At 69.3% G+C, this 22,042-nt stretch carries 23 protein-coding genes and 1 tRNA gene; 11 read left to right on the top strand and 13 right to left on the bottom strand.

Going from position 1 to position 22,042, the window contains the following annotated elements:
* Positions 1–69 precede the first annotated feature (69 nt).
* The 5 genes from pstS to ACLQ2Q_RS12775 all read left to right on the top strand — a co-directional run bounded on the left by pstS (position 70) and on the right by ACLQ2Q_RS12775 (position 5,290).
* Complete coding sequence (gene pstS / locus ACLQ2Q_RS12795) at positions 70–1,173, top strand: phosphate ABC transporter substrate-binding protein PstS (protein ID WP_425820840.1); 1,104 nt, start codon at positions 70–72, stop codon at positions 1,171–1,173.
* Positions 1,174–1,243: 70 nt separating this feature from the next.
* A complete protein-coding gene (pstC, locus tag ACLQ2Q_RS12790) occupies positions 1,244–2,212 on the top strand; it encodes a phosphate ABC transporter permease subunit PstC (RefSeq protein WP_425820839.1) in 969 nt (322 codons plus the stop codon).
* A gap of 1 nt (position 2,213) precedes the next feature.
* Positions 2,214–3,314 carry a phosphate ABC transporter permease PstA gene (gene pstA, locus ACLQ2Q_RS12785; protein ID WP_425820838.1) on the top strand — a complete coding sequence of 367 codons (1,101 nt, stop codon included), beginning with the start codon at positions 2,214–2,216 and terminating at the stop codon, positions 3,312–3,314.
* A gap of 19 nt (positions 3,315–3,333) precedes the next feature.
* Positions 3,334–4,113 carry a phosphate ABC transporter ATP-binding protein PstB gene (gene pstB, locus ACLQ2Q_RS12780; RefSeq protein ID WP_425820837.1) on the top strand — a complete coding sequence of 260 codons (780 nt, stop codon included), beginning with the start codon at positions 3,334–3,336 and terminating at the stop codon, positions 4,111–4,113.
* Between the two features lie 427 nt (positions 4,114–4,540).
* Complete coding sequence (locus ACLQ2Q_RS12775) at positions 4,541–5,290, top strand: endonuclease domain-containing protein (RefSeq protein ID WP_425820836.1); 750 nt, start codon at positions 4,541–4,543, stop codon at positions 5,288–5,290.
* A gap of 912 nt (positions 5,291–6,202) precedes the next feature.
* Here ACLQ2Q_RS12775 and ACLQ2Q_RS12770 read toward each other — a convergent pair.
* The 4 genes from ACLQ2Q_RS12770 to sigK form a co-directional block, all read right to left on the bottom strand.
* On the bottom strand, positions 6,203–7,087 hold the full coding sequence (locus tag ACLQ2Q_RS12770) for an aminodeoxychorismate lyase (protein WP_425820835.1): 885 nt from the start codon (positions 7,085–7,087) through the stop codon (positions 6,203–6,205).
* 334 nt (positions 7,088–7,421) lie between these two features.
* Positions 7,422–8,051, bottom strand: a complete 630-nt coding sequence (locus ACLQ2Q_RS12765) for a DNA-directed RNA polymerase subunit beta (RefSeq protein ID WP_425820834.1) — start codon at positions 8,049–8,051, stop codon at positions 7,422–7,424.
* A 28-nt stretch (positions 8,052–8,079) separates the two neighbouring features.
* Positions 8,080–8,985: an anti-sigma factor domain-containing protein gene (locus ACLQ2Q_RS12760; RefSeq protein WP_425820833.1), complete on the bottom strand. Its 906-nt coding sequence runs from the start codon at positions 8,983–8,985 to the stop codon at positions 8,080–8,082.
* Positions 8,982–9,584 (bottom strand): ECF RNA polymerase sigma factor SigK, encoded by a 603-nt coding sequence (gene sigK / locus ACLQ2Q_RS12755; RefSeq protein ID WP_425821067.1) that lies wholly within the window; start codon positions 9,582–9,584, stop codon positions 8,982–8,984. The genes ACLQ2Q_RS12760 and sigK overlap by 4 nt, the downstream gene beginning before the upstream one ends.
* 273 nt (positions 9,585–9,857) lie before the next feature.
* Here sigK and ACLQ2Q_RS12750 point away from each other — a divergent pair, with 273 nt between their 5' ends.
* Positions 9,858–10,523, top strand: coding sequence for a fasciclin domain-containing protein (locus ACLQ2Q_RS12750; RefSeq protein WP_425820832.1), 666 nt, complete (start codon positions 9,858–9,860; stop codon positions 10,521–10,523).
* 70 nt (positions 10,524–10,593) lie between these two features.
* Here the strand turns inward: ACLQ2Q_RS12750 and ACLQ2Q_RS12745 are convergent, their stop codons facing one another.
* Together ACLQ2Q_RS12745 and ACLQ2Q_RS12740 are read right to left on the bottom strand one after the other, a co-directional pair.
* Positions 10,594–11,001, bottom strand: a complete 408-nt coding sequence (locus tag ACLQ2Q_RS12745; RefSeq protein ID WP_425820831.1) for a VOC family protein — start codon at positions 10,999–11,001, stop codon at positions 10,594–10,596.
* Positions 11,002–11,011: 10 nt separating this feature from the next.
* Complete coding sequence (locus ACLQ2Q_RS12740) at positions 11,012–11,452, bottom strand: helix-turn-helix transcriptional regulator (RefSeq protein ID WP_425820830.1); 441 nt, start codon at positions 11,450–11,452, stop codon at positions 11,012–11,014.
* A 71-nt stretch (positions 11,453–11,523) separates the two neighbouring features.
* Here ACLQ2Q_RS12740 and ACLQ2Q_RS12735 point away from each other — a divergent pair.
* Both ACLQ2Q_RS12735 and ACLQ2Q_RS12730 read left to right on the top strand, forming a co-directional pair.
* Positions 11,524–11,599, top strand: a tRNA-Lys gene (locus tag ACLQ2Q_RS12735).
* 156 nt (positions 11,600–11,755) lie between these two features.
* Entirely contained in the window at positions 11,756–12,910 is a 1,155-nt protein-coding gene (locus tag ACLQ2Q_RS12730) for a S8 family peptidase (RefSeq protein ID WP_425820829.1), read from the top strand.
* Between the two features lie 34 nt (positions 12,911–12,944).
* Here ACLQ2Q_RS12730 and ACLQ2Q_RS12725 read toward each other — a convergent pair whose 3' ends face one another.
* From ACLQ2Q_RS12725 to ACLQ2Q_RS12710, 4 genes are all read right to left on the bottom strand, one after another.
* Positions 12,945–13,820: a helix-turn-helix domain-containing protein gene (locus ACLQ2Q_RS12725; protein WP_425820828.1), complete on the bottom strand. Its 876-nt coding sequence runs from the start codon at positions 13,818–13,820 to the stop codon at positions 12,945–12,947.
* A gap of 73 nt (positions 13,821–13,893) precedes the next feature.
* Positions 13,894–14,583, bottom strand: a complete 690-nt coding sequence (locus tag ACLQ2Q_RS12720) for a DNA alkylation repair protein (protein ID WP_425820827.1) — start codon at positions 14,581–14,583, stop codon at positions 13,894–13,896.
* Complete coding sequence (locus tag ACLQ2Q_RS12715; protein ID WP_425820826.1) at positions 14,584–15,168, bottom strand: isochorismatase family protein; 585 nt, start codon at positions 15,166–15,168, stop codon at positions 14,584–14,586.
* Positions 15,165–17,396, bottom strand: coding sequence for an MMPL family transporter (locus ACLQ2Q_RS12710; protein WP_425820825.1), 2,232 nt, complete (start codon positions 17,394–17,396; stop codon positions 15,165–15,167). Before ACLQ2Q_RS12710 ends, ACLQ2Q_RS12715 begins: the two co-directional genes overlap by 4 nt.
* A gap of 56 nt (positions 17,397–17,452) precedes the next feature.
* Between ACLQ2Q_RS12710 and ACLQ2Q_RS12705 the strand changes: the two genes are divergently transcribed.
* The gene (locus ACLQ2Q_RS12705) at positions 17,453–18,400 is read left to right on the top strand and encodes an EamA family transporter (RefSeq protein WP_425821066.1); all 948 of its coding nucleotides are present in this window, start codon (positions 17,453–17,455) and stop codon (positions 18,398–18,400) included.
* A gap of 5 nt (positions 18,401–18,405) precedes the next feature.
* Here ACLQ2Q_RS12705 and ACLQ2Q_RS12700 read toward each other — a convergent pair whose 3' ends face one another.
* Positions 18,406–18,810, bottom strand: a complete 405-nt coding sequence (locus ACLQ2Q_RS12700; RefSeq protein ID WP_425820824.1) for a hypothetical protein — start codon at positions 18,808–18,810, stop codon at positions 18,406–18,408.
* Between the two features lie 193 nt (positions 18,811–19,003).
* Here ACLQ2Q_RS12700 and ACLQ2Q_RS12695 point away from each other — a divergent pair, with 193 nt between their 5' ends.
* Positions 19,004–19,492, top strand: coding sequence for a GNAT family N-acetyltransferase (locus tag ACLQ2Q_RS12695; RefSeq protein ID WP_425820823.1), 489 nt, complete (start codon positions 19,004–19,006; stop codon positions 19,490–19,492).
* 7 nt (positions 19,493–19,499) lie between these two features.
* Here ACLQ2Q_RS12695 and ACLQ2Q_RS12690 read toward each other — a convergent pair whose 3' ends face one another.
* Positions 19,500–20,366, bottom strand: coding sequence for an alpha/beta fold hydrolase (locus tag ACLQ2Q_RS12690; RefSeq protein ID WP_425820822.1), 867 nt, complete (start codon positions 20,364–20,366; stop codon positions 19,500–19,502).
* Between the two features lie 108 nt (positions 20,367–20,474).
* The gene (locus ACLQ2Q_RS12685; RefSeq protein ID WP_425820821.1) at positions 20,475–21,191 is read right to left on the bottom strand and encodes a TetR/AcrR family transcriptional regulator C-terminal domain-containing protein; all 717 of its coding nucleotides are present in this window, start codon (positions 21,189–21,191) and stop codon (positions 20,475–20,477) included.
* A 130-nt stretch (positions 21,192–21,321) separates the two neighbouring features.
* Between ACLQ2Q_RS12685 and ACLQ2Q_RS12680 the strand changes: the two genes are divergently transcribed.
* Positions 21,322–22,017, top strand: a complete 696-nt coding sequence (locus tag ACLQ2Q_RS12680; protein WP_425820820.1) for a hypothetical protein — start codon at positions 21,322–21,324, stop codon at positions 22,015–22,017.
* Positions 22,018–22,042 lie beyond the last annotated feature (25 nt).

Genomic DNA, 22,042 nt, shown 5'->3' with positions numbered 1-22,042 from the left:
AGAATCCGCTTCTACCTTCAGAGCGGGCCCTGCAGCGGGGCCGTCCCTGACACCCGAAGGATTCACACAGTGAAGCTCTCTCGCATTGCCCGCATCGGCGCCATCGGCGCCGTGGCAGCCCTCGCCCTCACCGCATGCGCCGCGAACGAAGGCGGCACCGCCAGCGGCACCGACGCTCCCAGCGAGGAAAGCAGCCTGTCCGGCAACCTCGTCGGCTCCGGTTCGTCGGCCCAGGAGGTGGCGGTCCAGGCGTGGAGCGCCGGCTTCCAGACGGCCAACCCCGACGTCACGATCGACTACGACCCCGCCGGTTCCGGCACGGGCCGCGAGTCCTTCCAGGCCGGCGCCGTGAATTTCGCCGGCTCCGACCGCGCGTTCGACCTCGAGGAGATCGAGGCGGGGCCCTTCGACGCCTGCGCCGCCGACTCGCCGATCATCGAGTTGCCGACGTACGTCTCGCCGATCGCGGTCGTCTTCAACATCGAGGGCGTCGAGACGCTGAACCTCGACGCCGCCACGATCGCGGGCCTCTTCGCCGGCACGATCACCAACTGGAACGACCCGGCCATCGCGGCGCTCAACGCCGACGCGACCCTGCCGGATCTGGCCGTCACCCCGGTGCACCGCTCCGACGACTCGGGCACCACGGAGAACTTCACCGACTACCTCTTCGCCACGGCGCCGGACGTCTGGACCAGCGAGCCCGATGGTGTGTGGCCGCTCCAGACCGGCGAGGCCGCGCAGGGAACGTCTGGTGTCATCTCGGCGGTGGAGGGCGGCCAGGGCACGATCACCTACGCCGACGCCTCCCGCGCCGGTGAGCTGGGCACGGTCGCCGTGCAGGTCGGCGAGGAGTTCGTGGAGTACTCCCCCGAGGCGGCAGCGGCCATCATCGACGCCTCCCCACTCGAAGAGGGCCGCACCGAGGGAGACCTCGCCATCGCGATCGATCGCACCACGCAGGAAGCGGGCGTGTACCCCATCGTCCTCGTGAGCTACATGATCGCCTGCGAGCAGTACGAGGACGCCGCGATCGCGGAGCTCGTCAAGGGCTTCCTGAGCTACGTCGCCAGCCCCGAGGGTCAGGACGAGGCTGCCGCAGCGGCCGGCAGCGCACCGATCTCCGACACGGTTCGCGAGCAGGTCGACGCGGCGATCGCGCTGATCCAGTAGCCCTTCCCGGCCCCGGTCTCCCGCAGGGAGTCCGGGGCCGGATCCACTCCGAGTGAGGAATGCCCCGCGCATGACGACCACTGAAGCCCCGGCTCCGCCTCCGGCGCCCGCCCCGGCGAAGCCCAAGGCCAAGGTCCGGCCGGGAGACCGCTGGTTCTCCGGAGCCGCTCTCTTCGCCGGATCGATGATCCTGGTGACGCTCGCCGCGGTCGCGGTGTTCCTCCTCGTCCAGTCGATCCCGGCGCTGACGGCCACGAGCGAGGACGCCTCGCTCCTGACGACGAACTTCTGGGACTACGTCTGGCCGCTGCTCTTCGGCACCGTGTACGCGGCGATCCTGGCGCTGCTGATGGCCGTGCCCATCTCGATCGGCGTCGCCCTCTTCATCTCGCACTACGCCCCTCGCCGGCTTGCTGCGGCGCTCGGCTACGTCGTCGATCTGCTGGCCGCGGTGCCCTCGGTGGTCTTCGGCCTTTGGGGCATCATGGTGCTGGCCCCGGCCGTTCAGCCCCTGTACGAGTGGCTGACGGTCAACATGGGCTGGTTCCCGCTGTTCTCCGGTGAGGCATCGAGCACCGGCCGCACGATCCTCACCGCCGGCATGGTGCTCGCCGTCATGGTCATACCGATCATCACCGCCATCTGCCGGGAGATCTTCCTGCAGACCCCGGTGCTGCACGAAGAGGCGGCGCTCGCGCTCGGATCGACCCGCTGGGAGATGATCCGGATGGCGGTGCTGCCGTTCGGTCGCAGCGGTATCGTCTCAGCATCCATGCTCGGTCTCGGCCGCGCGCTCGGCGAGACGATGGCCGTCGCGATGGTGCTCTCTGCGACGAACATCGTCTCGTGGCAGGTGCTGACCTCGACCAACCCGCTGACGATCGCCGCAAACATCGCGCTGAAGTTCCCTGAGGCCTTCGGCACCAACATCAACGTGCTGATCGCGACGGGTCTCATCCTGTTCGTCGTGACCTTCGCCGTCAACGCGCTTGCCCGCTGGATCGTCAGCCGGCGCAAGGAATTCTCGGGGGCCAACTGACATGACGATCACCGCCACTCCCGCTCCCGCGCCGGCCAGCACCGAGTCCTCGCACCGGAGCATCACCGCCGGTCACCTCGCCGTCTGGGCGCCCTGGGGCCTGCTCGCCGCGAGCCTCGCCATCTCGCTCGCTCTCTTCGGAACGATGGCCGTCGCCGGCGACGCCGGCCTGAACTACGGCGGCTGGCTCGTCGTATCGGCGCTGCTTTACCTGCTGCTGATCGGCGTCATCTCGGCCATCGTCGAGGGCCGCCGCCGGGCGACCGACCGGTTCGTCACCGGCCTCGTGACCGGAGCGTTCCTCATCGCGATGGTGCCGCTCATCTCTGTGGCCTACACGGTGATCACCTACGGCATCAATCGCTTCGATGTGATGTTCTTCACCAACTCGATGCGCAATGTGGTGGGCGAGGGCGGTGGCGCACTCCACGCGATCATCGGCACACTGCTGATCACCTTCGCCGCCGCCGTGATCTCCATCCCGATCGGGCTCTTCACCGCGATCTATCTGGTGGAGTACGGCCGTGGAGCGCTGGCGCGCGGAATCACCTTCCTCGTGGACGTCATGACCGGCATCCCGTCCATCGTCGCCGGCCTCTTCGCCTACGCGCTCTTCGCGCTCTTCTTCGGACCGGGCATCCGGATGGGCTTCATGGGATCGGTCGCCCTGGCCGTGCTGATGATCCCGGTGGTGGTGCGCTCCAGCGAGGAGATGCTCAAGCTGGTGCCGAACGAGCTGCGGGAGGCATCCCTGGCCCTCGGCGTGCCGAAGTGGCTGACCGTGGTGAAGGTCGTGCTCCCGACATCCATCGCCGGCATCACGACGGGCATCATGCTCTCCATCTCCCGCGTCATCGGCGAGACAGCGCCGCTCCTCATCACGGCCGGCTTCACGGCATCCGTCAACTACGACCTCTTCTCCGGCCGGATGCAGACCCTGCCGGTCTTCACGTACACCCAGTATGCGAATCAGGGCATCCCGGCCTCCGCGTACCTCGACCGGGCGTGGGCCGCCGCCCTCACCCTCATCATCATCGTGATGCTGCTGAACCTCATCGCGCGCATCGTCGCCAAGGTCTTCTCGCCGAAGACCGGTCGCTGACAAGGAAAGAAAGAGCACCGTGTCCAAGAGCATCGAAGTGAACGACCTGAACGTCTACTACGGCGACTTCCTCGCCGTCGAAGGCGTCGGGCTCGAGATCGATCCCCGCAGCGTCACCGCGTTCATCGGCCCATCCGGCTGCGGCAAGTCCACCTTCCTGCGCACCCTCAACCGCATGCACGAGGTCATCCCCGGAGCGCGCGTGGAGGGCGAGGTGCTGTTGGACGGCAGCGACCTGTACGGCCCCGGGGTGGACCCGGTGCTGGTTCGTCGTCAGGTCGGCATGGTGTTCCAGAGGCCGAACCCGTTCCCGACCATGTCGATCCGCGAGAACGTGCTGGCTGGTGTGAAGCTCAACAACAGCCGGATCTCCAGGAGCGACGCGGATGCGCTCGTCGAGAAGTCACTGCGAGGCGCGAACCTGTGGAACGAGGTCAAGGACCGCCTCGACCGCCCCGGCTCCGGACTCTCGGGCGGCCAGCAGCAGCGCCTGTGCATCGCCCGCGCGATCGCCGTCTCGCCCGAGGTGCTGCTGATGGACGAGCCGTGCTCGGCCCTCGACCCGATCTCGACGTACGCGATCGAGGAGCTGATCGGCGAGCTCAAGAAGGACTACACGATCGTCATCGTGACGCACAACATGCAGCAGGCATCCCGCGTCAGCGACAAGACCGCGTTCTTCAACATCGCGGGCACCGGCAAGCCTGGCAAGCTCATCGAGTACAACGACACGCGTGCGATCTTCACGACGCCGTCGGTGCAGGCGACCGAGGACTACGTCTCCGGCCGGTTCGGGTAGGCAGGTTCGGGGCGGGGCCGGGGTTCGGGCGGTCGGGTCGGGGTTCGGGCGGTCGGGTCGGGGTTCGGGCGGTCGGGTCGGGCGCCTGCGGCGCCGCTGGAGGTCCTGCGGGCACAACGGCGGGGATCGCCCGCGACACGCCGTCGCGCGGCATCCACTCCCGGCGTGTCGCCGAGGATCCCCGCAGTTGTGCTCCGAGGGGCAGGAGGCGTCCGGGCAAAGACTCCCGAGCCGCCTCTTGACGCCCCTCCACTGAGCACCTCCACGGCTCCGTGATCCACAGATCACCTCTTTCGGGCCGGCGGACAAGCGACGCGACGCACGATCTGACGTGTGCCTATCGCCTGAGCCCATCCAGACGTACGGCCGGCTTCGGGCGACCGGGACGAGCCGGACGGCGATCGCGACCGCTGTCGATGAGGGGCGGATGCTGTGGCTCCGGCGAGGGGTGTACGCGGCCTCCGGGGCATGCGGCTACGTTCTCGACGCGGCACGACACGGCGGTCCGCTGGCCTGTGTGTCCGCCGCGCGCCATCTCGGACTGTGGGTGATCGAGCCCGAGTCCGAGGTGCATGTGTGGATGCGCGGCACAGGACACCGGCATCCGCACCCGTCGTGCCTGTGTATGGAGCACTGGGATGACGGAGCGCGAGCGGACCCGTTCGCCCCTCCGTCGCTCCCCCGGGTGCTCCGACAGATTCTCGGATGCCGGGGCGTCGAGTCGTTCTTCGTCGCTCTCGAGTCCGCCCTGCGCCAGCGGCGCCTCACGAAGGCGGCCCTCGCCTGGCTGCGCAGCCAGACGAACGATGCCGGGCGGGACGCCATCGCGTTCGCTCGGTCGAACTCCGACAGCGGCCTCGAGTCGCTCTTGCGCTGGCGGCTGCGCCGATACGGCTTCTCGGTCCGGACGCAGGTCGAGATCGCGGGCGTTGGCCGTGTCGACTTCCTCGTCGGCGAGCGGCTCCTCCTCGAGGTCGATGGGAGGGCCAACCACGACGAGTCGGCGCTGCAACCCGATGGCACGTCCCTCCGACACAAGGACCTGGTGCGCGACGCCAACGCCGCCGCGTGGGACTACGTGACGCTGCGTTTCGACTACGCCATGGTCGTACACGACTGGGACCTCGTCGAGCGCGCGATCCTCGCCCAGATTGCGGCCTCTCGGCACCTCCGCTGAGGGCGTTCGCGGCACAGCGGCGGGGATTGTGCGCGACACGCCGTTCACGGCTGCGCCGGGCGGGCGTGTCGCGACGGATCCCCGCCGTTGTGCTCGCAGCGGCCGTCGGGTGCACCATTCTCGCGCGGACGGCGGCTCTCAGGAGACTCCGCCGACCGTGTCGGCGGCACAGCGGCGGGGATTGTGCGCGACACTCCGAGCACGGATGCCGAGGGCCGGCGTGTCCCGAGGGATCCCCGCCGTTGTGCTGGCAGCGGCCGTCGGGTGAACCATTCTCGCGCGGACGGCCGTTCCCAGGGACTCTGCTGACCCGGTTGGCAGCACAACGGCGGGGATCGTAGGCGACACACCCATCACGGATGCCCGAGCCGGCGTGTCCCTAGGGATCCCCGCCGTTGTGCTGGCAGCGGCCGTCGGGTGCACCATTCTCGTGCGGACGGCCGTTCCCAGGGACTCTGCTGACCCGGTTGGCAGCACAGCGGCGGGGATCGTAGGCGACACACGCATCACGGATGCGCCGGGCGGGCGTGTCGCGACGGATCCCCGCCGTTGTGCCGGCAGCGGCCGTCGGGTGCACCATTCTCGCGCGGACGGCGGCTCTCAGGGGACTCCACCGACCGTGTCGGCAGCACAACGGCGGGGATTGTGCGCGACACTCCGAGCACGGATGCCCGAGCCGGCGTGTCCCAAGGGATCCCCGCCGTTGTGCTGGCAGCGGCTGTCGGGTGCACCATTCTCGCGCGGACGGCGGCTCTCAGGGGACTCCGCCGACCGTGTCGGCGGCACAGCGGCGGGGATCCTAGGCGACACACCCATCACGGATGCGCCGGGCGGGCGTGTCGCGACGGATCCCCGCCGTTGTGCTCGCCGAGCCCCGCCCGTGTGCGGTGCTCGGCGAGCCCGCCGGCCGACTCAGTCCCTGGGCGACAGCAGGTAGGCGTTGATCTCGCCGGTCAATTCCGCATCGTGGGCGACAGGGGCGCCGTCGATCGCCGTGATCGGGGCGGCGAGTCGCACGCTGGACACGAGCCACGCGGCATCCGCCGTCAAGAGCGACGCGGCGGGCACGGCCTCGTACGCCGTCTCGAAGCCACGGCCCTCGAGGAACTCGAACAGGCTGACCTGGGTCGTCCCCTGCAGGATCGATCCGCTCGGTTCCGGCGTGACGAAGCGGTCGCCGATGCGCAGGATCACCGAGGCGGTCGGGGCCTCGAACACGATGCCGTCCGAGGAGACGAAGATCGCGTCATCCGCCCCCCGGCGCTTCGCCTCCCGGATCGCCGCCATGTTGACGGCGTATGACAGCGTCTTGGCGCCGAGCAGCAGCCACGGAGCCCGCGCGGCCGCTCCGCTGTCGAGTCCCCGATCGAGGGTCACGACGCGGATGCCCCGCTCGCGCACAGCCCGGAAATCCGCAGCGTGCGCCGCCGTCACCCACGCCGTCGGTGCCGGACCATGCTCGACGCCCCGGCTCAGGATGAGCTTGATGACCGACTCACCCGGCTCGCACGACGCCGCGCCGACCTCGATCGCCGCTCGCCACTGGGCGAGGTTCGGCTCTGGCAGATCGCACAGCCGGGCCGAGTGCACCAGCCGGTCGAGGTGCGCCTGCACCTCTTGCGCGTGACCGCCGACGACACCGATCGACTCGAAGATCCCGTCGCCGCGCTGCGTGCTGAGCTCGCCGACGCTGAGCGCGGGCGCGGAGGGGTCGACGCGCTGGAAGGTGGCGCCGAAATCCTCGCGGGTGTCATCGGATGCGGCTGGTTCGATCATGAGCGCGAAACGCCAGGTCATGAAACCGAGCCTATCCGGGCACAAAAGAGCCGGGCCGCAGAACGCCTCTGTGCCCTTTTCGGAGAGGCGTTCCGGGCACGAAAGTGCCGGGCCGCAGAACGCCTCTGTGCCCTTTTCGGAGAGGCGTTCCGGGCACAAAAGTGCCGGGCCGCAGAACGCCTCTGTGCCCTTTTCGGAGAGGCGTTCCGGCACAAAGGTGCCGGGCCGCAGAACGCCTCTCGGCGCGAGGCCGCTCACAGCGGCAAGTATTGGAGCCCGGGGTTACTGCGGCCCGGCTATTCGATTGTAACGGATGCCGCCGGACGGGTATTCCGATCGGTCCGAATCCCCGAGCTCAGAGCAGTGAGCCGGTGCGCCACAGGCGCGCCGCCCCATCGAGGTCGCCCGCGTACGTGGACAGGCGCAGCGCCCGCGTCGTGAGGGCGCTGGCGCGCTCGGTCTCGGTGAACTCGTAGTCGTCGGCGAGATGCGTGGCCCCGGATGCCTGCACCCGGCAGAAGGAGGCGGCGCGGTCGAGCGCCACCGCGAAGTCGCCCTCGAACACGCCTCGGAGGATCGTGTCGCTCAGTGCGATCAGCTCCTCGGGCCCTGCGGGCGACGGGGCGCCGGCCACGACGGCGTCGACCGACCCGAGCTCTGCGCGCCCCCGTTCGTAGAGCAGGCTCGCGGTGGCGGGGTCGGCGTGGATCATCAGCTGCAGCAGGTAGATCCGCCACAGCGTGCCGGGGAGCGTCTTGGCAGGCGACCGAGACCACAGCTCCGCGATGGTGTCGATGCCATGCTCGTCGGTGAAGGCCACGAGCCGGTCGATCACCTCACCCTCGGGTTCCTCCCGCACCCGAGCCATGAGGGCCTGTGCGGTCTGATGCGCCACGCGGGACACCTCCGCGGGGTCCTCACTCCCGAAGAGACGATCGAAGAGTTCGCTGGGTCGCCGCACGGGCTTGTGGAAGGCGTCGCTCACCCTTCCAGGCTAACGGGGCCCGGGCCGCTCAGGCCGTGGAGATCACCACGATGGGATCGGTGGTGGGCGCGCCGGTCGGCGACCCACCCGCCGGCTCTACGGTCATCGCCACGGCGTCGCCGGGTTGGATGCCGGGTTCCAGCACGGCCGTCGTCGAGGCGGATGACGCATCGAACGTGCCCGCCGAGATCGCAGTATCGCCTCGCACGTACCAGAGCTCGAAGGTCTGATCGCCGGCCAAGGTCGGCAGACCGTCCGATACGAGCACGGCCTCGCCCAGTGAGGGCGACCAGTGCAGCGTGGCTTCGCCGCCGCCCTCGATCTGCGCCTCGGCGGTCTGGGCGTCCGGCGCGTCCTCGATGCGTTCGAGGGCCACGACGGATGCCGGCCGCGTGAGGCTCTGGACGAGACTGGTGACGCCGACACCGACTCCGAGCAGCAGGGCGATGGATGCCGCGAGCGCGAACCACGTGCGCGCCGCGCGACCGCCGCGCCGAGGGGTCTCCCGCGTGGCGCGTCGAGAGGAGGCGTCTGGGCGCGCACCGACATCCGGTCGGGCAGCGGTAGCCGAATCCGCGGCATGCGCCGGTGGCAGGGCATCCGCGACATCCGAGGCACCCATGACGTCTGCGGAACCCGTGACGTCGGCGGCACCCGTGCCGGCCGCGGCACGCGTCGCACCGACCGCACCCGCTCCACCCACGCCATCGGGCGCAGCGTCGAGCCGGGCGAAGAGCGCGGTCTTCACCGCCTGCGGGGGCGGCACCTCGTCCACCATGTCGGCGAGCCGGGCGACGACGGCCAGATCGCTCTCCGCGACCGCGGCCCACTCGGGGTGCGCGACAAGTGCGGCCTCGAAACTGCGCTCATCGTCGGCGCTCAGCGCACCGAGCGCGTGTCCGGCCGCAAGCTCTGCGAACTCTCTCTGGTTCATGTCGTCACCCCCATCTCCACCCTCAATCGGCTCAGCCCATCCCGCATCCTGGTCTTGACCGTCCCCAGCGGCGCCCCGATCAGCGCCGCGATCTCGCTCTGACTGTAACCCCCGAAATATGCGAGCACGATGGCTTCGCGCTGCAGCTCGGGCAGGGCCGTGAGTGCCTTCGCGACCTCTTCGCCTTCGATGCGCAATTGCGCCTCCTCGGCGACGGAATCGTGAGCCACCTCCGTGTCACGAATGCCCACCCGGTAGTCGCGATCGGTGCTCGCCTGGGCGGCGCGCACTCGATCGACGGCTCTGCGGTGGGCGATCGTGAGAACCCAAGATCTTCCCTGACCCCTATTCGGAGCGAAGCGCGCCGCGGATTGCCACACTTCGAGGAAGACTTCCTGGAGCACTTCCTCGCTCTGCGATCGATCGACCAGCACGCGCAGGATGAGACCGAAGGCTCGCGGCGACAGCATGTCGTACAGGTCGCTGAATGCTGCGCGGTCTCCGGCCGCCACGCGCTCGAGCAGCACGCCGGCGTGGTCGACAGCACCACTCCCGTCGCCGGGCACCTCGAAGCCGTCGATAACCATCGACTCCAGCATGCCCCACGCGGGCGCCCACGCGCGCGCGACCCGGCCGATCACGCCTCGTCCGGGCAGGCCGCGGGCCGGCGGGTGGGCGTCTCGCACACCCGCCGTCGCCGCCGCGAGCGGTGCTGCCGCGGCATCCGGTGTCGCTCTCCGAAATCCGATCCCGAATTCTCCAATCCGATTCCCGAGCCGTCCCGAAGACCCTGTGTAGGCCGCCTTCCGGGTGACCACAGCACCGCTCGCATCTGCGACGCCTTCCGGCGCCGCATCACCAAGGAGGACCAGATGTCCCGCAAGAAGCTGTATCTGCTCGGCCCCATCGCTTTCGCCGCGGCGATCGCGCTCAGCGCCTGCTCGCCCATGGCCAGCGGCAACACCACCGAGGAGTCCTCGGCTCCGCCGGCCGCCACCGAGGAGTCGGAAGCTCCGATGGCCGAGGAGATGGACCCTGCCGCCAACCTCGTCGGCGCCGGCTGCGCCGGCTACGCGGAGGCCGTTCCCGATGGCGCCGGCTCTGTCGCCGGCATGGCCCAGGACCCGGTGGCCACGGCCGCCTCGAACAACCCGATCCTCACGACGCTCACCGCGGCCGTGTCCGGTCAGCTGAACCCGGAGGTCGACCTGGTCGACACGCTCAACGGCGACGAGTTCACCGTCTTCGCGCCGGTCGACGACGCCTTCGCGAAGATCGACCCGGCGACCATCGAGACGCTGAAGACCGACACCGCGCTGCTCTCGGCGATCCTCACGTACCACGTCGTCCCCGGCCAGATCGTGCCGGATGAAATCGCCGGTATGCACACCACCGTCAACGGTGCCGACCTCGAGGTCACCGGCAGCGGAGACGACCTGATGGTCAACGGCCAGGCCGCAGTCATCTGCGGTGGGGTCCAGACTGCAAACGCCACCGTGTACCTGATCGACACGGTGCTCATGCCGCCCGCGAGCTAGGGGGACACAGCTCGCGGGTTGGGGGGCGGAAGAAGCCGCCGGCGCTGATGCGTCGGCGGCTTCTTCGCGCCTATGCGGCCTGATTGATGCGGATGATGTTGCCGGCGGGATCGCGGAACGCGCAGTCCCTCGGTCCCCACGGCTGGTCCATCGGCTCCTGCAGCACCTCACCGCCGGAGGCCATCAGACGCTCGAACGTCGCGTCGAGGTCGTCGGTCGAGAAGACGTAGGGCCCGAGTGAACCCTTGGCCAGGAGGCGATGCAGGGCCTCTCCGTCATCCGGCGAGCGCCCCGCACCCGGTTCTGAGAGCACGATCTCGAGCCCCGGCTGTGTCGGGAACCCCAGGGTGACCCAGCGGAATCCGTCGGAGGCGACGTCGCCCCTCGTTTCGAGGCCGAGCGCGTCACGGTAGAAGGCGATCGCCGCGTCGACGTCGTCGACGGTGATCGGGCAGTACTGGAATGCGATGGTGGTCATGCCATCGAGGCTAGCCATCGCCGCGATCCGCGCCTTCTCCGATCCTGCTCGATGTGACCCGCAGGGGCCGAGTGAGAAGCCTCGCGATACACGCGGGCATCGCCTCCGTCGCCTCGTGCGGCCGGGCGCGGTAGGCGCTCGGCGTCTCCCCCACCAGCTCTGTGAACCGGGAGCTGAACGAGCCGAGCGAGGTCGCACCCACGGCGATGCACGCATCCGTCACGCTGGACCCGGCCCGCAGCAGCGCCATCGCGCGCTCCACCCGCCGTGTCATCAGGTAGGCGTAGGGCGTCTCTCCGTAGGCCTCACGGAATTCGCGCGAGAAGTGCGCAGGCGACATGAGGGCCTTCTTTGCCATCGTCGGCACGTCGAGCGGCGCCGCGTACTCGCGGTCGATCAGGTCGCGCGCCCTGCGCAGGTGGGCGAGGGTCTCCGGGCTCTGGGGTGGCACGATGCGAAGGTAGCAGGATGCCGGAGGCACAGCTCTCGCTTGCTCCGCACCTGCCGTAGATTGGATGCATCGGGCCTGTAGCTCAGTTGGCAGAGCATCGGACTTTTAATCCGCGGGTCGAGGGTTCGAGCCCCTCCGGGCCCACCACATGTGTTAAGAGCACGTAAACCCTCAGGGAAAGGGTCGCGCGCGCTTCGCCGGGCGTCCTATCGTCGGGCTATCACCTTCGCGCTGGGTGTCGGACCAGTCCACCGCGACGCACCGCCGCTAGCAGTTCAAGCCCCCTTGACGATCGGACGGACCATGCGGAACTCGACGCGCTCTCGCTGGAAGCTCGCGCTGGCGAGCTCGACCATCATCACCCTCACGGCGCTCGCCTCTGCAGCCGCGAGCCCCGCCACAGCGGCGGTCCCCGCGTCCACTGCGGCAGGGGCGATCGAGGGCAGCTACATCGTGATGCTGAAGTCCGGCGCTCACGTGGACACCATCCTCGCCAAGCTGGGGAGCGTCCTGCCCGCCGGGGTCGTCACCCAGACCTTCGGGGCGCTGGGCGGATTCGCGGCCAACCTCTCACCGGCACAGGTCGCCGCCGTACGGCAGAGCCCGCTGGTCGACTTCGTGGAACCGGACTCCCTCATGACGACGCAGGAGACCTGGGGCCTTGACCGGATCGATCAACCGAGCCTGCCGCTGGACGACAGCTACACCCCGGCGGGGACGGGCGCCGGTGTTCGTGCCTACATCATCGACACGGGCATCCAGAGCACCCACCCGAACCTCGGCGGTCGCGTGAAGAGCGGATACACAGCGATCCAGGATGGTCGCGGAACGCAGGACTGCAACGGTCACGGCACGCACGTCGCCGGCACCGTCGGCAGCAGCACGTATGGCGTGGCCAAGTCCGTCTCGCTCATCGCCGTCCGCGTTCTGGGGTGCAACGGATCAGGATCCACCTCCGGGGTGATTGCGGGGATGGACTGGGTGGCCACTAACGCGACGCGGCCCGCCGTGGCGAACATGAGCCTCGGCGGGGTCTACAGCCGCGCCACCAACGCCGCCGTGAAGCGGCTGACCGACAGAGGCATCACCATCGCTGTCGCCGCGGGCAACGACAGCCTCTCCTCCTGCTACTTCTCCCCCGCCTCTGCGGCGACGGCGCTCACCGTGGCGGCCACGACCCGCAGCGACGCGCGCGCGTCCTTCTCGAACTACGGCGGCTGCGTCGACCTGTTCGCCCCCGGCAAGGACATCACCTCCACCTGGCTCTCCGGCGGCACGAAGACCATTTCGGGCACCTCGATGGCGTCCCCGCACGTCGCAGGGATCGCCGCGCTCGTGCTGCAGGCGAACCCCACGGCCTCTCCCTCGACCGTCGCAGGCATCGTGAAGGCGGATGCCGCGAGGGGCAAGGTGACGAGCGCGAACGGGACGCCGAACCTGCTCGCACAGGTGCCCTGAGCCGACGCCGTCCACGGGGCCGCAACGCCCGGGATCAGCGCGGAACCGGCTCAGTTCCTTCGTTGGTCGCCGTCCAGCTCGCGAGCATCTGCAGCCCGTCCTGACTGCGCGAGCCGGCCTCGGCGGTGTACGCGATCAACAGCAGAGCCCGGTCGTTGCTGAGCTGCATGCCCTCGTACGCGAGGTCGAGGTCCCCGACGACGGGGTGGCGCACGAGCTTGATCCCGGTGCGATGCTCCCGCACGTCGTGTGCGGCCCACATCACCCGGAACGCCGCACTCTCGGCCGACAGCTCGTCGACGAGCTGGGCCAGCACGCGGTCATAGGGCGCCCGCCCGGTCTCGGCCCGGAGCAGGGCCACGGTCTGATGCGCGGCGTCCTCCCAATCCCGGTAGAACCGCTGCGCGGAGGGTTGAGTGAAGACGAAGCGTGCGAAATTCGGCCCAGCCGTCGGCGACAGGTCCACGTCTGAGAAGAGCGCAGCGGCGAGCGCGTTGGCCGCGAGGATGTCGAGCCGTCCGTTCTGCACGATCGCCGGCACCCCGGACATGGCATCCAGCAGCCGCCGGACCCCGGGCGAGACCTGCTGCGGCGCCGACCTGCTGCCGCGCGGTGAACGCACGCCGGGATTGGCCGCCCGCACCAGTTCGCCCAGGTGCGCGTGCTCGGCGTCATCGAGCTGCAGCGCCCGGCTGATTCCGTCCAGCACCGCCTGAGAGACGCCCTTGGCGTTGCCTCGTTCCAGACGCACGTAGTACTCGACGCTCATCCCCGCCAGCAGCGCGACCTCTTCCCGGCGCAGCCCGGGAACCCGGCGTCGGCCGCCGAAGTCCGGCAACCCGGCCGCCTGAGGGGTCAGCCGCGCTCGCCGGGAGACGAGGAACTCGCGGATGTCGCTGCGGCCGTCCATCCCTCAACGGTACGGCGGTGCACCGCATCGTGGGAGGCTCCCGCATTAACCCTCAGCGCGGCGCCCGTGCGGCTCAGAGCGCCGAGCGCGCGGTTCGGCGCGCCTCGGCGGAGAGATCCGCGCCCCGCCGTGCGAGGAACTCCTCGAGACGGGAGCGATCGATCCGCCCGATCTCCCGCAGCGCCACGCCGACGTTCGTCTGGACGAAGCGCTCCGGATCGGCGGCGAGCAGCTCGCAGAGGGCGAGGGCATCGTCGGTGTCGCCGGAGCGGATGATCAGGAAGGTCGCCGTGATGGCGGCCCGCCGATGCCACCATGTGCTCGAGTGGGCGAGCTCGAACAGCTCGTCGCGGGGCTTGTCGATCAGCCAGAGTCCGACCACGCGCGGTGCCGAGCGGTCGATCAGGTCCCAGGAGTCGATCCGGTCGATCCGGCGCATCCAAAGGTCGTGCAGCTCCCGGCGCTGCTCGTCGGTGACACCTCTCTCGCGCACCCGGAAGTCCATGATGCTGACGGCCGCGAGGCGCGCTTCGTAGAGCTCGGAGTCCAGCAGGCGGTCGATCTCGGCCGGGTCGAGGCGGGAGTGCGCCTTGGCGATAGCGAAGACCGTTGCCATCCGCACGCCGATCACCCGGGTGTCGGGACGCGTGATGCGCTTCTGGATCTTGGTCTTCTCATCGGCGGATGCCTCGGCCTCGAGCTGCCCGATCACCTCGGCGGCGCTCGCTCCCGGCGCCGCATCCATCCCCGGCTGGGCGCTCATCTACGGCTGCGTGACCGCGAGTTCGGCTCCCGCATGGGCGAGCTCGGCGAGGGCCGCGTCGCTGGAGGCCGGTGCGACTCCTGCCACCAGATCGGTGAGGATGCGCACCCGCCGACCATGTTCGATGGCGTCCAGCGCCGAGGCACGCACGCAGTAGTCCGTCGCGATGCCGGCGATGTCGACGTCGAGGATGCCGCGCTCGGCGAGCAGCTCGGCGACGGTGCGGCCGTCATCCGTCGTGCCCTCGAAGACCGAGTAGGCCGGCACACCCTGTCCCTTCTTCACGTGGTGGGTGACGGCTGCCGTGTCGAGCCCCGGGTCGTACTCCGCACCCGGCGTGCCGGCGACGCAGTGCGCGGGCCATGTGTCGACGAAGTCGGGTTCGCCCTCGACGGCGAAGTGCCCGCCGTTGTCGTGGTCCGGGTGGTGCCAGTCGCGCGATGCGACGACGAGCGCGTAATCGTCGGCGTGGGCCCTCACGAATTCGGTGATGCGCTCGGCGACCGCGTCGCCGCCCTCCACGGCGAGCGCTCCGCCCTCGGTGAAGTCGTTCTGCACGTCGACGATGAACAGCGCCTTGGTCATGAATCGAGGGTACGCGCCGCCTGCGCATCCGTGCGAGAGAGCCCGCTCGGCCACCAGATCGCCTTGCCGATGTCGTAGGAGACGGCCGGCACGAGCAGCGACCGCACGAGGAACGTGTCGAGCAGTACACCGAAGGCGACGATGAAGGCCAACTGCGCGAGGAACAGGATGGGAATGACCCCCAGCGCGGCGAAGGTCGCCGCGAGCACGAGTCCCGCGGACGTGATCACCCCGCCCGTCGCGACGAGTCCCCGCAGAATGCCCGGTCTCGTGCCGTGCACGAGCGACTCCTCACGCACCCTCGTCATGAGGAAGATGTTGTAGTCGATGCCCAGCGCAACCAGGAAGACGAAGCCGTACAGCGGCACCGCGGGGTCGGCACCCGGGAAGCCCAGCACGTTGTTGAACACCAGCGCACTGACGCCCAGCGCGGCGCCGAACGACAGGATCACGCTGAGGATCAGCAGCACCGGGGCGAGGATCGCCCGCAGCAGCAGCATCAGGATCAGCAGGATGACGAGCAGCACCACCGGGATGATCACGGTGCGGTCGCGGATGGACGTGTCGTTCGTGTCGATCGCCACCGCGGTGACTCCGCCGACCAGAGCGGCGCCCGTCCCCAGCTCCCTCTCGAGGTCGTCGCGCAGGTCGACGACGGTCGCCTCCGCCTCGGCGGAGTCCGCGGCCGCGTCGAGGGTGAGCACCAGCAGCACCTCACCGTCGACCACGGTGGGTTCTGGAGCGGCCGACCCCGGAGGGCCCGGCACCGTCAGCACGGCCTCGCCGCCGTCGACTTCGACCGTGGCCTGCCCGGTCGGAGAGTCCTCCGACGCCACCGCGACCGCATCGATCCCCTTCACGCCGGCCGCGACATCCGCCGCCGCCGCAAGATCGTCCTCCGCCACCACGACGTACGCGGGACTCCCCGAGCCACCGGGGAAGTGCTCGGCGAGCACCTCCTGACCATCGCGCGCCTCGCTGTACCCCAGCACCAGGTCGCTCGAGGACACGCCGTCGGCCTTGAGCTGGAAGACGCCGACGGATGCCACGAGCAGCAGCACGGTGGAGAGGATCCAGATCACCCGTGACCGGCGCGCGATGAAGCGCGCCGTCTTCGGCCAGAGCCCTCGGACGGGGGCGGTCAGGTCGTCGGGGATGTCGTGGCGCGTGTCGCCGGGCTTGGGCGCGAACGGCCAGAACGCCGCCCGGCCGAAGACGGCGAGCAGCGCAGGAAGGAAGGTCAGAGCGGCCAGCACCGAGAACGTGATGCCGATGGAGGCTATGGGCCCGAGGGCGCGGTTGGTTGCGAGATCCGAGAGCAGCAGGCACAGCAGACCTGCGATCACCGTGCCGCCCGACGCGATGATCGGCTCGAAGGCGCCGCGCCAGGCCGCCTTGGTGGCATCCCAGCGCGCCAAGCCCGATCCGATCGCCTCCCTGAAGCGCGCGACGTAGAGCAGGGCGTAGTCCGTCGCGGCGCCGATCACGAGGATGAACAGGATCCCCTGCACCTGCCCGTTCAGTACCACGATGCCGGCGTACGCCAGCCACCACACGGTCAGCAGCGCGACGCAGAGGGCGAAGACAGACGTCAGCAGCACGAGCACCGGCAGCAGGGGTGAGCGGTAGACGATGATGAGGATGAGGAAGACGGCACCGAGGGCAACGCCGAGCAGCAGACCGTCGATGCCGGTGAAGCCCTTGACCAGATCGGCCGTGAAGCCGGCGGGACCCGTGACCCATACCTCCACCCCGTCCGGAAGCACGTCGGTCACGCTCGCGCGCACCGCCTCGACGGTCTCCCGCGAGTCGTCGGCGTCGATCGGCACGAAGATCTGCACCGCTTCGCCGTCCTCCGAGACGATCGGCGGCGACACACCCTCATTGACGCCGTCGAGGTCCGCGAGAGCATCGGCGAGCCCCTGCAGATCGCTCAGCTGGGCGTCGGTGAGCTCTCCGTCGCCGGTCGCGACCACGACGGCGGGGATGCTGTCGGCGCCCAGGAAGTCCGGCAGCACATCGGCCACCTTGGTCGCATCCGCACTCTCGGGGAGGAAGGAGGACTGGTCGTTGGTCGATACTTCGTCCACCTTTCCGAAGTACGGCCCGCCGATGGATCCGCCGACGAGCCACACCAGGATGAGCAGGACCGGGATGCCGATACGCACCCAGCGCGAGATGGGCCGAGGGGCGGCCTGGCGAAGCGACCGGCGAGTAGTCTGCGACATATCGCTAGCTTATCTAGCAAATCGGATCCCGCACGCCACCTTAGGCTGTGACGACGATGTTCACCGTGGCGATTGGCCTGATCGGTGCTCTCGTCTACGGGGGCGCCGATTTCTTCGGCGGTCTGGCGGCCAGGCGTCTGCGTTCCGTGCTCGTCACGGCCATCGCCGCAGCGACCGGGCTGGCGCTCTTTCTGGTGGCGGCGCCGGTGGTCGGTGGCACGTGGTCGGCTGAGGCCGCCGGGTGGGGCGTGCTCTCCGGCGTCTTCGGCGCTGTCTCCGTCGCACTGCTCTACGCGTGCCTCGCCATCGGCCCGATGAGCATCCTGTCGCCGCTCACGGCGCTCGTCTCCGCCGTCGCCCCCATGGTGTGGGGACTTCTCGTCGAGGGTGAGGATCTCGGCGCCCTCGGCTACGCGGGCATCGCCATAGCGCTCGTCGCAGTGGTGCTGATCGGCTTCATCCCGGGAGAGAGAATCGTGCGACCGACGGCCCGCGCGGTGGTGATGGCGATCGGCGCGGGGATCTCGATCGGAGCATTGCTGATCACGCTCGACCAGCCGTCGGGTGACAGCGGCTTGGTGCCGCTCATCGCCAGCCGGGCCGCGAACCTCACCCTGATGGTGGCGGTCATCGCTCTCATGGCGCTCGTCGCGCGGGCGCGCCCCGGGGTGTCGGGTCCCTTCGCGTCGCCCGCCGCCGGCATCCCCTACAGGGGAGCGCTCGGTGGCCCCGCCCATGACAAGAGCGCGGTCGCCGCGCCCGCCGCTGTTCGTGGCGCTGTCGCCATCGCGGTGCTGTGCGGGGTGCTGGATGCCGCGGCTAATGCGCTGCTGCTGTTCGGCCTGCGGCTGGGCGAATTGGCGGTGATGTCGGTGCTGACCGCCATGTACCCCGCCGGAACGATCCTCTTGGCGGCGGTGGTGCTGCGGGAGCGCATTGCGCCGGTGCAGTGGGCGGGTCTGGTGCTCGCGCTGACCGCCGGTGGTCTCTTCGCCGTGGCCTGAGGGCCTCAGCCCTCGAGGAAGAGCAGAACGAGCGACAGCGCCGCCGCGAACAGGCCGAGGGCGGCGAAGCCCACCGCGAGCAGGCCGATCGAGCGCACGGCCGGCGAGCCCCGGTGCAGCCGCATCCGGTCGCTGCGGCCGACCCGGTAGAAGATGTCGGCCATGTCGGCGCCGTGCAGTGACGTGTGCTGCGCATGCGAGAGCGGCGCTTCGCCGATCTCGCCGTCCTGATCGATCCAGCGGACGAGGTGACCGTCGCCATCGGGCTCGACCACGCCCCGGGCGGGCAGCCAGGTGCCGTCGGCCAGCTTCACGATCAGAGCGGTCAGCGCGAGAAGCACTCCCCCGCCGAGGCCGATCCACGTGAAGATCTCGGCGATGGCGCCGATCACGTCCGAGGTTGAATTCACTGAGCCACCTAAGGGAATCGAACCCTTGACCTATTCACTACGAGTCAGATCCCTGCCGACCAGTGCCGGGTGGCTGGACCTCGAGGCTGCCACCTCGAAGAACCTATACGTGACCGGGCATTTAGCGCCCGATCCGTCCTCGTGCGTTGGCTCTCAGTGTATCGGATGGTCGCCGGCGAGTAGTGTCGCCGCTGTGACTGCTCTTCATCACCGTCGGCCGGAGGAGTCCGACCACATCCGAGTCGTCGGAGCCATCCCCGTCTGGTGGGGGATGCCGCCCGAAGCTGCACCGAGCCGCTTGCTCCCGCGACTGTTCTTCCAGCACTTCGCGAACACGTCCATCCTCGTGGAAGACGACGGCGGACAGCTCGCGGCGTTTCTGATCGGGTTCCGTTCAGCATCCCGGCCGCACACCGCGTATATCCATTTCGTCGGCGTGGCTCCCGGGCTGCAACGGCGGGGAGTCGCCCGAGATCTCTACGAACGATTCTTCGCGATGATGCGAGAAGGAGGATGCACCAGAGTCGACGCCATCACGGGTCCCATCAACCGGCGCTCGCAATCGTTCCACCGCGCGCTCGGGTTCACTCTGGGCGGTGACACGGAGATCGAAGGCGTGCTCGCCTACCTCGACTACGACGGACCCGGCGAGCACCGAGTGACCTTCAGCCGTTCACTCTGACGAGGTCTCAGGGCTGGTCCAGCACCTCGCGGAGTTTTGCAGCGAATGCGTCGGGCTGGCCGGCATAGCCGAACTCGCCGCCCATGAAGCCGCCGTGGTGGCTGGGGAAGATCGTCGCGTTCTGGCCGAGCTGTTCGGCCAGCGCGATCGCCGTCCGACCTGTGTAGACCTTGACCGACTCCTCCCCGACCGCCACCACGATCCGTGTCGGCGCCGCCTTCAGGGCCTCGAGATCCGGCTGGTAGAGGGGCACCGCCCAGGACCGGTCTGACAGCAGCGGATCCTCGCGCCCGCCGTCGTCCTCGCTCGGCATCCCGAACGCGGCCGGGTCCGGCGCCGGCTGGGCGAGGTACTCGTCGGTGATCTCGCCCTCCCACGAGGTCATCGCGATGAATGCCGCCATCCCCGCGCCCCAGCCTTTGTCCTGGTAGACCTGCGTGTAGGCCGCCCGGGCCAGCTGGACGGCCTCCCCATCCGGCAGCACACAGTCGATGGGCGGCTCGTGTGCGACCAGCGTCGACACGTCGTCCGGGTGCGCCGCGACCAACGCGAGCGCGGTCACCGCGCCGCCGCTGCTGGCGAGCATCTCCACCGGGCCGGCTCCCAGTGCCTCGATGATCGCGTGGACGTCCTCAGCCTGGGTCTCCGGCTCGTTCGTGACCCCACCGTCCTTGCGCGTGCTCCGGCCGAGCCCGCGCGGGTCGTAGGTCACGACCGTGCGGTCTTCGAACAGCTTCACCTGGGCCTGGAACCCGCTCGCGTCCATCGGCTGGCCGATCATCACCAGCGGCGGCCGGCCATCCGCGGTCGGCAGCGGCCCGTGGACGTCGTAGACGAGGTCGACCTCTGCCAGCTCGAGGGTGTGTTGCGTCACCTGCGGCCTCCTCCATAGCGAACGGACTCACCGGATGCTACGACGCGGTATCCGCAGGGCGCCAGCCCGGATCATCCGCTCATCGCATTCCCGGATACTGGCACGCCGTCATTGGGAGAGCTGCTGGCTCAGGCGGTCGAGCAGGACCTCGAGGGACACTTCGAACTCCTCGTCGCTTCGGTCCTGGCTCAGCAGGGGGCGCAGGCGAAGAACCTCGGGTGCGACCTCCAAGGAGAGTTGACCGTCGCCCTCCGGGATGGTCGCGCCACCTTCGTCGAGCGGTTCCTCGACCGGTCCTGTCTCTGCGCCGCGGACCGCGGACTCGAGGAGCAGCTGACCGAGCAGGAAGCTGCTGAAGGATCGGTAGGCGTCAACGGCCTGCTCGTCGGTGAACCCGTGGCCGAGCAGGGCGCTGAGGAACGTGTTGACCACCTCCACGCTGCGCAGCGGCGGCCGCAGCCACGGCGCGGCCGGGTGGCGGGTGGCAACGAGCGGGAACGCCTTCGGATGCTCGATCGCGATCCGGCGGACCTGGTGAGCGACCGTCTGCAGGAACCCCTGCCAATGCTCGGCCAGCTCCTCGTCCAGGCTCGAAGTCAGATCGCCCATGAGCAGTGCGACGACGCCCTCGAGCAGGTCCTCTCTGCCGTGCACGTAGCGATACAAGGACATCGCTTCGACGCCGAGCTCCTGCGCCAAGGACCTCATCGACAGTCCCTGCGCCCCGGACCGGTCGATCTGGGCCAGGGCGGTCTCGACGATCAGCTCACGACTCAGACGACGCGCCGAGGTTGCTGCCGGCTTCTTCTTCACGCGCTGTTCCATACCGCACTCTCCCGCATCCACGCAAGGCCACCGCACGCGGTGAGCCGTGCGGATACGCTCACGCTAGTCCCGCTTACGGTGTAAGCCTGCAGACAGGCTCAGCCGTGAGACATCTATCCAGGAGGCAATCATGGCCAACTACAGATCGAACAATCCGAACAGTACGTCAGCACGCCCCGCCACGATCGAGAACGACACCGCGAAGGAATCGCTCGTGGGCACCGAGCGGCGCGGGCGCCCCGCGAACGTCTCGTGGGGATCCATCATCGCCGGGGTCGTGACGTTTCTTGCGGTGACAGTGTTACTCTCGCTGGTCACCGCGGGCATCGGTCTCGGCGGCTCCGGCGTGGGTGCGGGCATCTGGAGCGTGATCGCCCTGGCGATCGCTCTCGCCGCAGCCGGCTTCGTCGCCGGTGCCCTCGCCGTTCGCAGCGGCCTGCTGCACGGGTTCCTGACCTGGGCGACCTCCCTCGTCGTCGCTCTCGCCCTCACCGTCTGGCTCAGCGCCAGCCTGCTCGGCGCCGTCGGCGGCGTGGTCAGCTCCGCCACCCAGGCCCTCTCCGGCACCGATGTGACGCAGGTCGTCGAAGACGTGCAGGGCAACGTCGACGAGGAAGAGGCCCAGGACCAGGCAGACGAGGCATTGGATGACGCTCAGCAGACCGCGGAGGACGCCGCCGACACCGCGCAGGCGGGCTCGTGGTGGGGATTCGTCGGCCTGCTGCTCGGCGCGGTCATCGCGGCCCTCGGCGGGATGTTCGGAGTACGCACCGTCGTCAACCGCGACCGCGAGAACGACGCCGTGATCGTCAGCGGCACCCGCTGACCGCCCGCACCCGACCTGTAACCGC

The organism is Microbacterium sp. DT81.1, from assembly GCF_049844955.1.
Lineage (GTDB): Bacteria > Actinomycetota > Actinomycetes > Actinomycetales > Microbacteriaceae > Microbacterium.
This window is presented reverse-complemented; position numbering and strand designations above follow the sequence as displayed.

Excerpts from the sequence above, each read along its gene's own strand:
- pstC (WP_425820839.1), top strand. The coding sequence starts at position 1,244 with ATGACGACCACTGAAGCCCCGGCTCCGCCTCCGGCGCCCGCCCCGGCG.
- pstA (WP_425820838.1), top strand. The coding sequence starts at position 2,214 with ATGACGATCACCGCCACTCCCGCTCCCGCGCCGGCCAGCACCGAGTCC.
- ACLQ2Q_RS12775 (WP_425820836.1), top strand. The coding sequence starts at position 4,541 with ATGCTGTGGCTCCGGCGAGGGGTGTACGCGGCCTCCGGGGCATGCGGC.
- ACLQ2Q_RS12770 (WP_425820835.1), bottom strand. The coding sequence starts at position 7,087 with ATGACCTGGCGTTTCGCGCTCATGATCGAACCAGCCGCATCCGATGAC.
- ACLQ2Q_RS12760 (WP_425820833.1), bottom strand. The coding sequence starts at position 8,985 with ATGAACCAGAGAGAGTTCGCAGAGCTTGCGGCCGGACACGCGCTCGGT.
- sigK (WP_425821067.1), bottom strand. The coding sequence starts at position 9,584 with ATGCTGGAGTCGATGGTTATCGACGGCTTCGAGGTGCCCGGCGACGGG.
- ACLQ2Q_RS12750 (WP_425820832.1), top strand. The coding sequence starts at position 9,858 with ATGTCCCGCAAGAAGCTGTATCTGCTCGGCCCCATCGCTTTCGCCGCG.
- ACLQ2Q_RS12745 (WP_425820831.1), bottom strand. The coding sequence starts at position 11,001 with ATGACCACCATCGCATTCCAGTACTGCCCGATCACCGTCGACGACGTC.
- ACLQ2Q_RS12730 (WP_425820829.1), top strand. The coding sequence starts at position 11,756 with ATGCGGAACTCGACGCGCTCTCGCTGGAAGCTCGCGCTGGCGAGCTCG.
- ACLQ2Q_RS12725 (WP_425820828.1), bottom strand. The coding sequence starts at position 13,820 with ATGGACGGCCGCAGCGACATCCGCGAGTTCCTCGTCTCCCGGCGAGCG.
- ACLQ2Q_RS12720 (WP_425820827.1), bottom strand. The coding sequence starts at position 14,583 with ATGAGCGCCCAGCCGGGGATGGATGCGGCGCCGGGAGCGAGCGCCGCC.
- ACLQ2Q_RS12715 (WP_425820826.1), bottom strand. The coding sequence starts at position 15,168 with ATGACCAAGGCGCTGTTCATCGTCGACGTGCAGAACGACTTCACCGAG.
- ACLQ2Q_RS12710 (WP_425820825.1), bottom strand. The coding sequence starts at position 17,396 with ATGTCGCAGACTACTCGCCGGTCGCTTCGCCAGGCCGCCCCTCGGCCC.
- ACLQ2Q_RS12705 (WP_425821066.1), top strand. The coding sequence starts at position 17,453 with ATGTTCACCGTGGCGATTGGCCTGATCGGTGCTCTCGTCTACGGGGGC.
- ACLQ2Q_RS12685 (WP_425820821.1), bottom strand. The coding sequence starts at position 21,191 with ATGGAACAGCGCGTGAAGAAGAAGCCGGCAGCAACCTCGGCGCGTCGT.
- ACLQ2Q_RS12680 (WP_425820820.1), top strand. The coding sequence starts at position 21,322 with ATGGCCAACTACAGATCGAACAATCCGAACAGTACGTCAGCACGCCCC.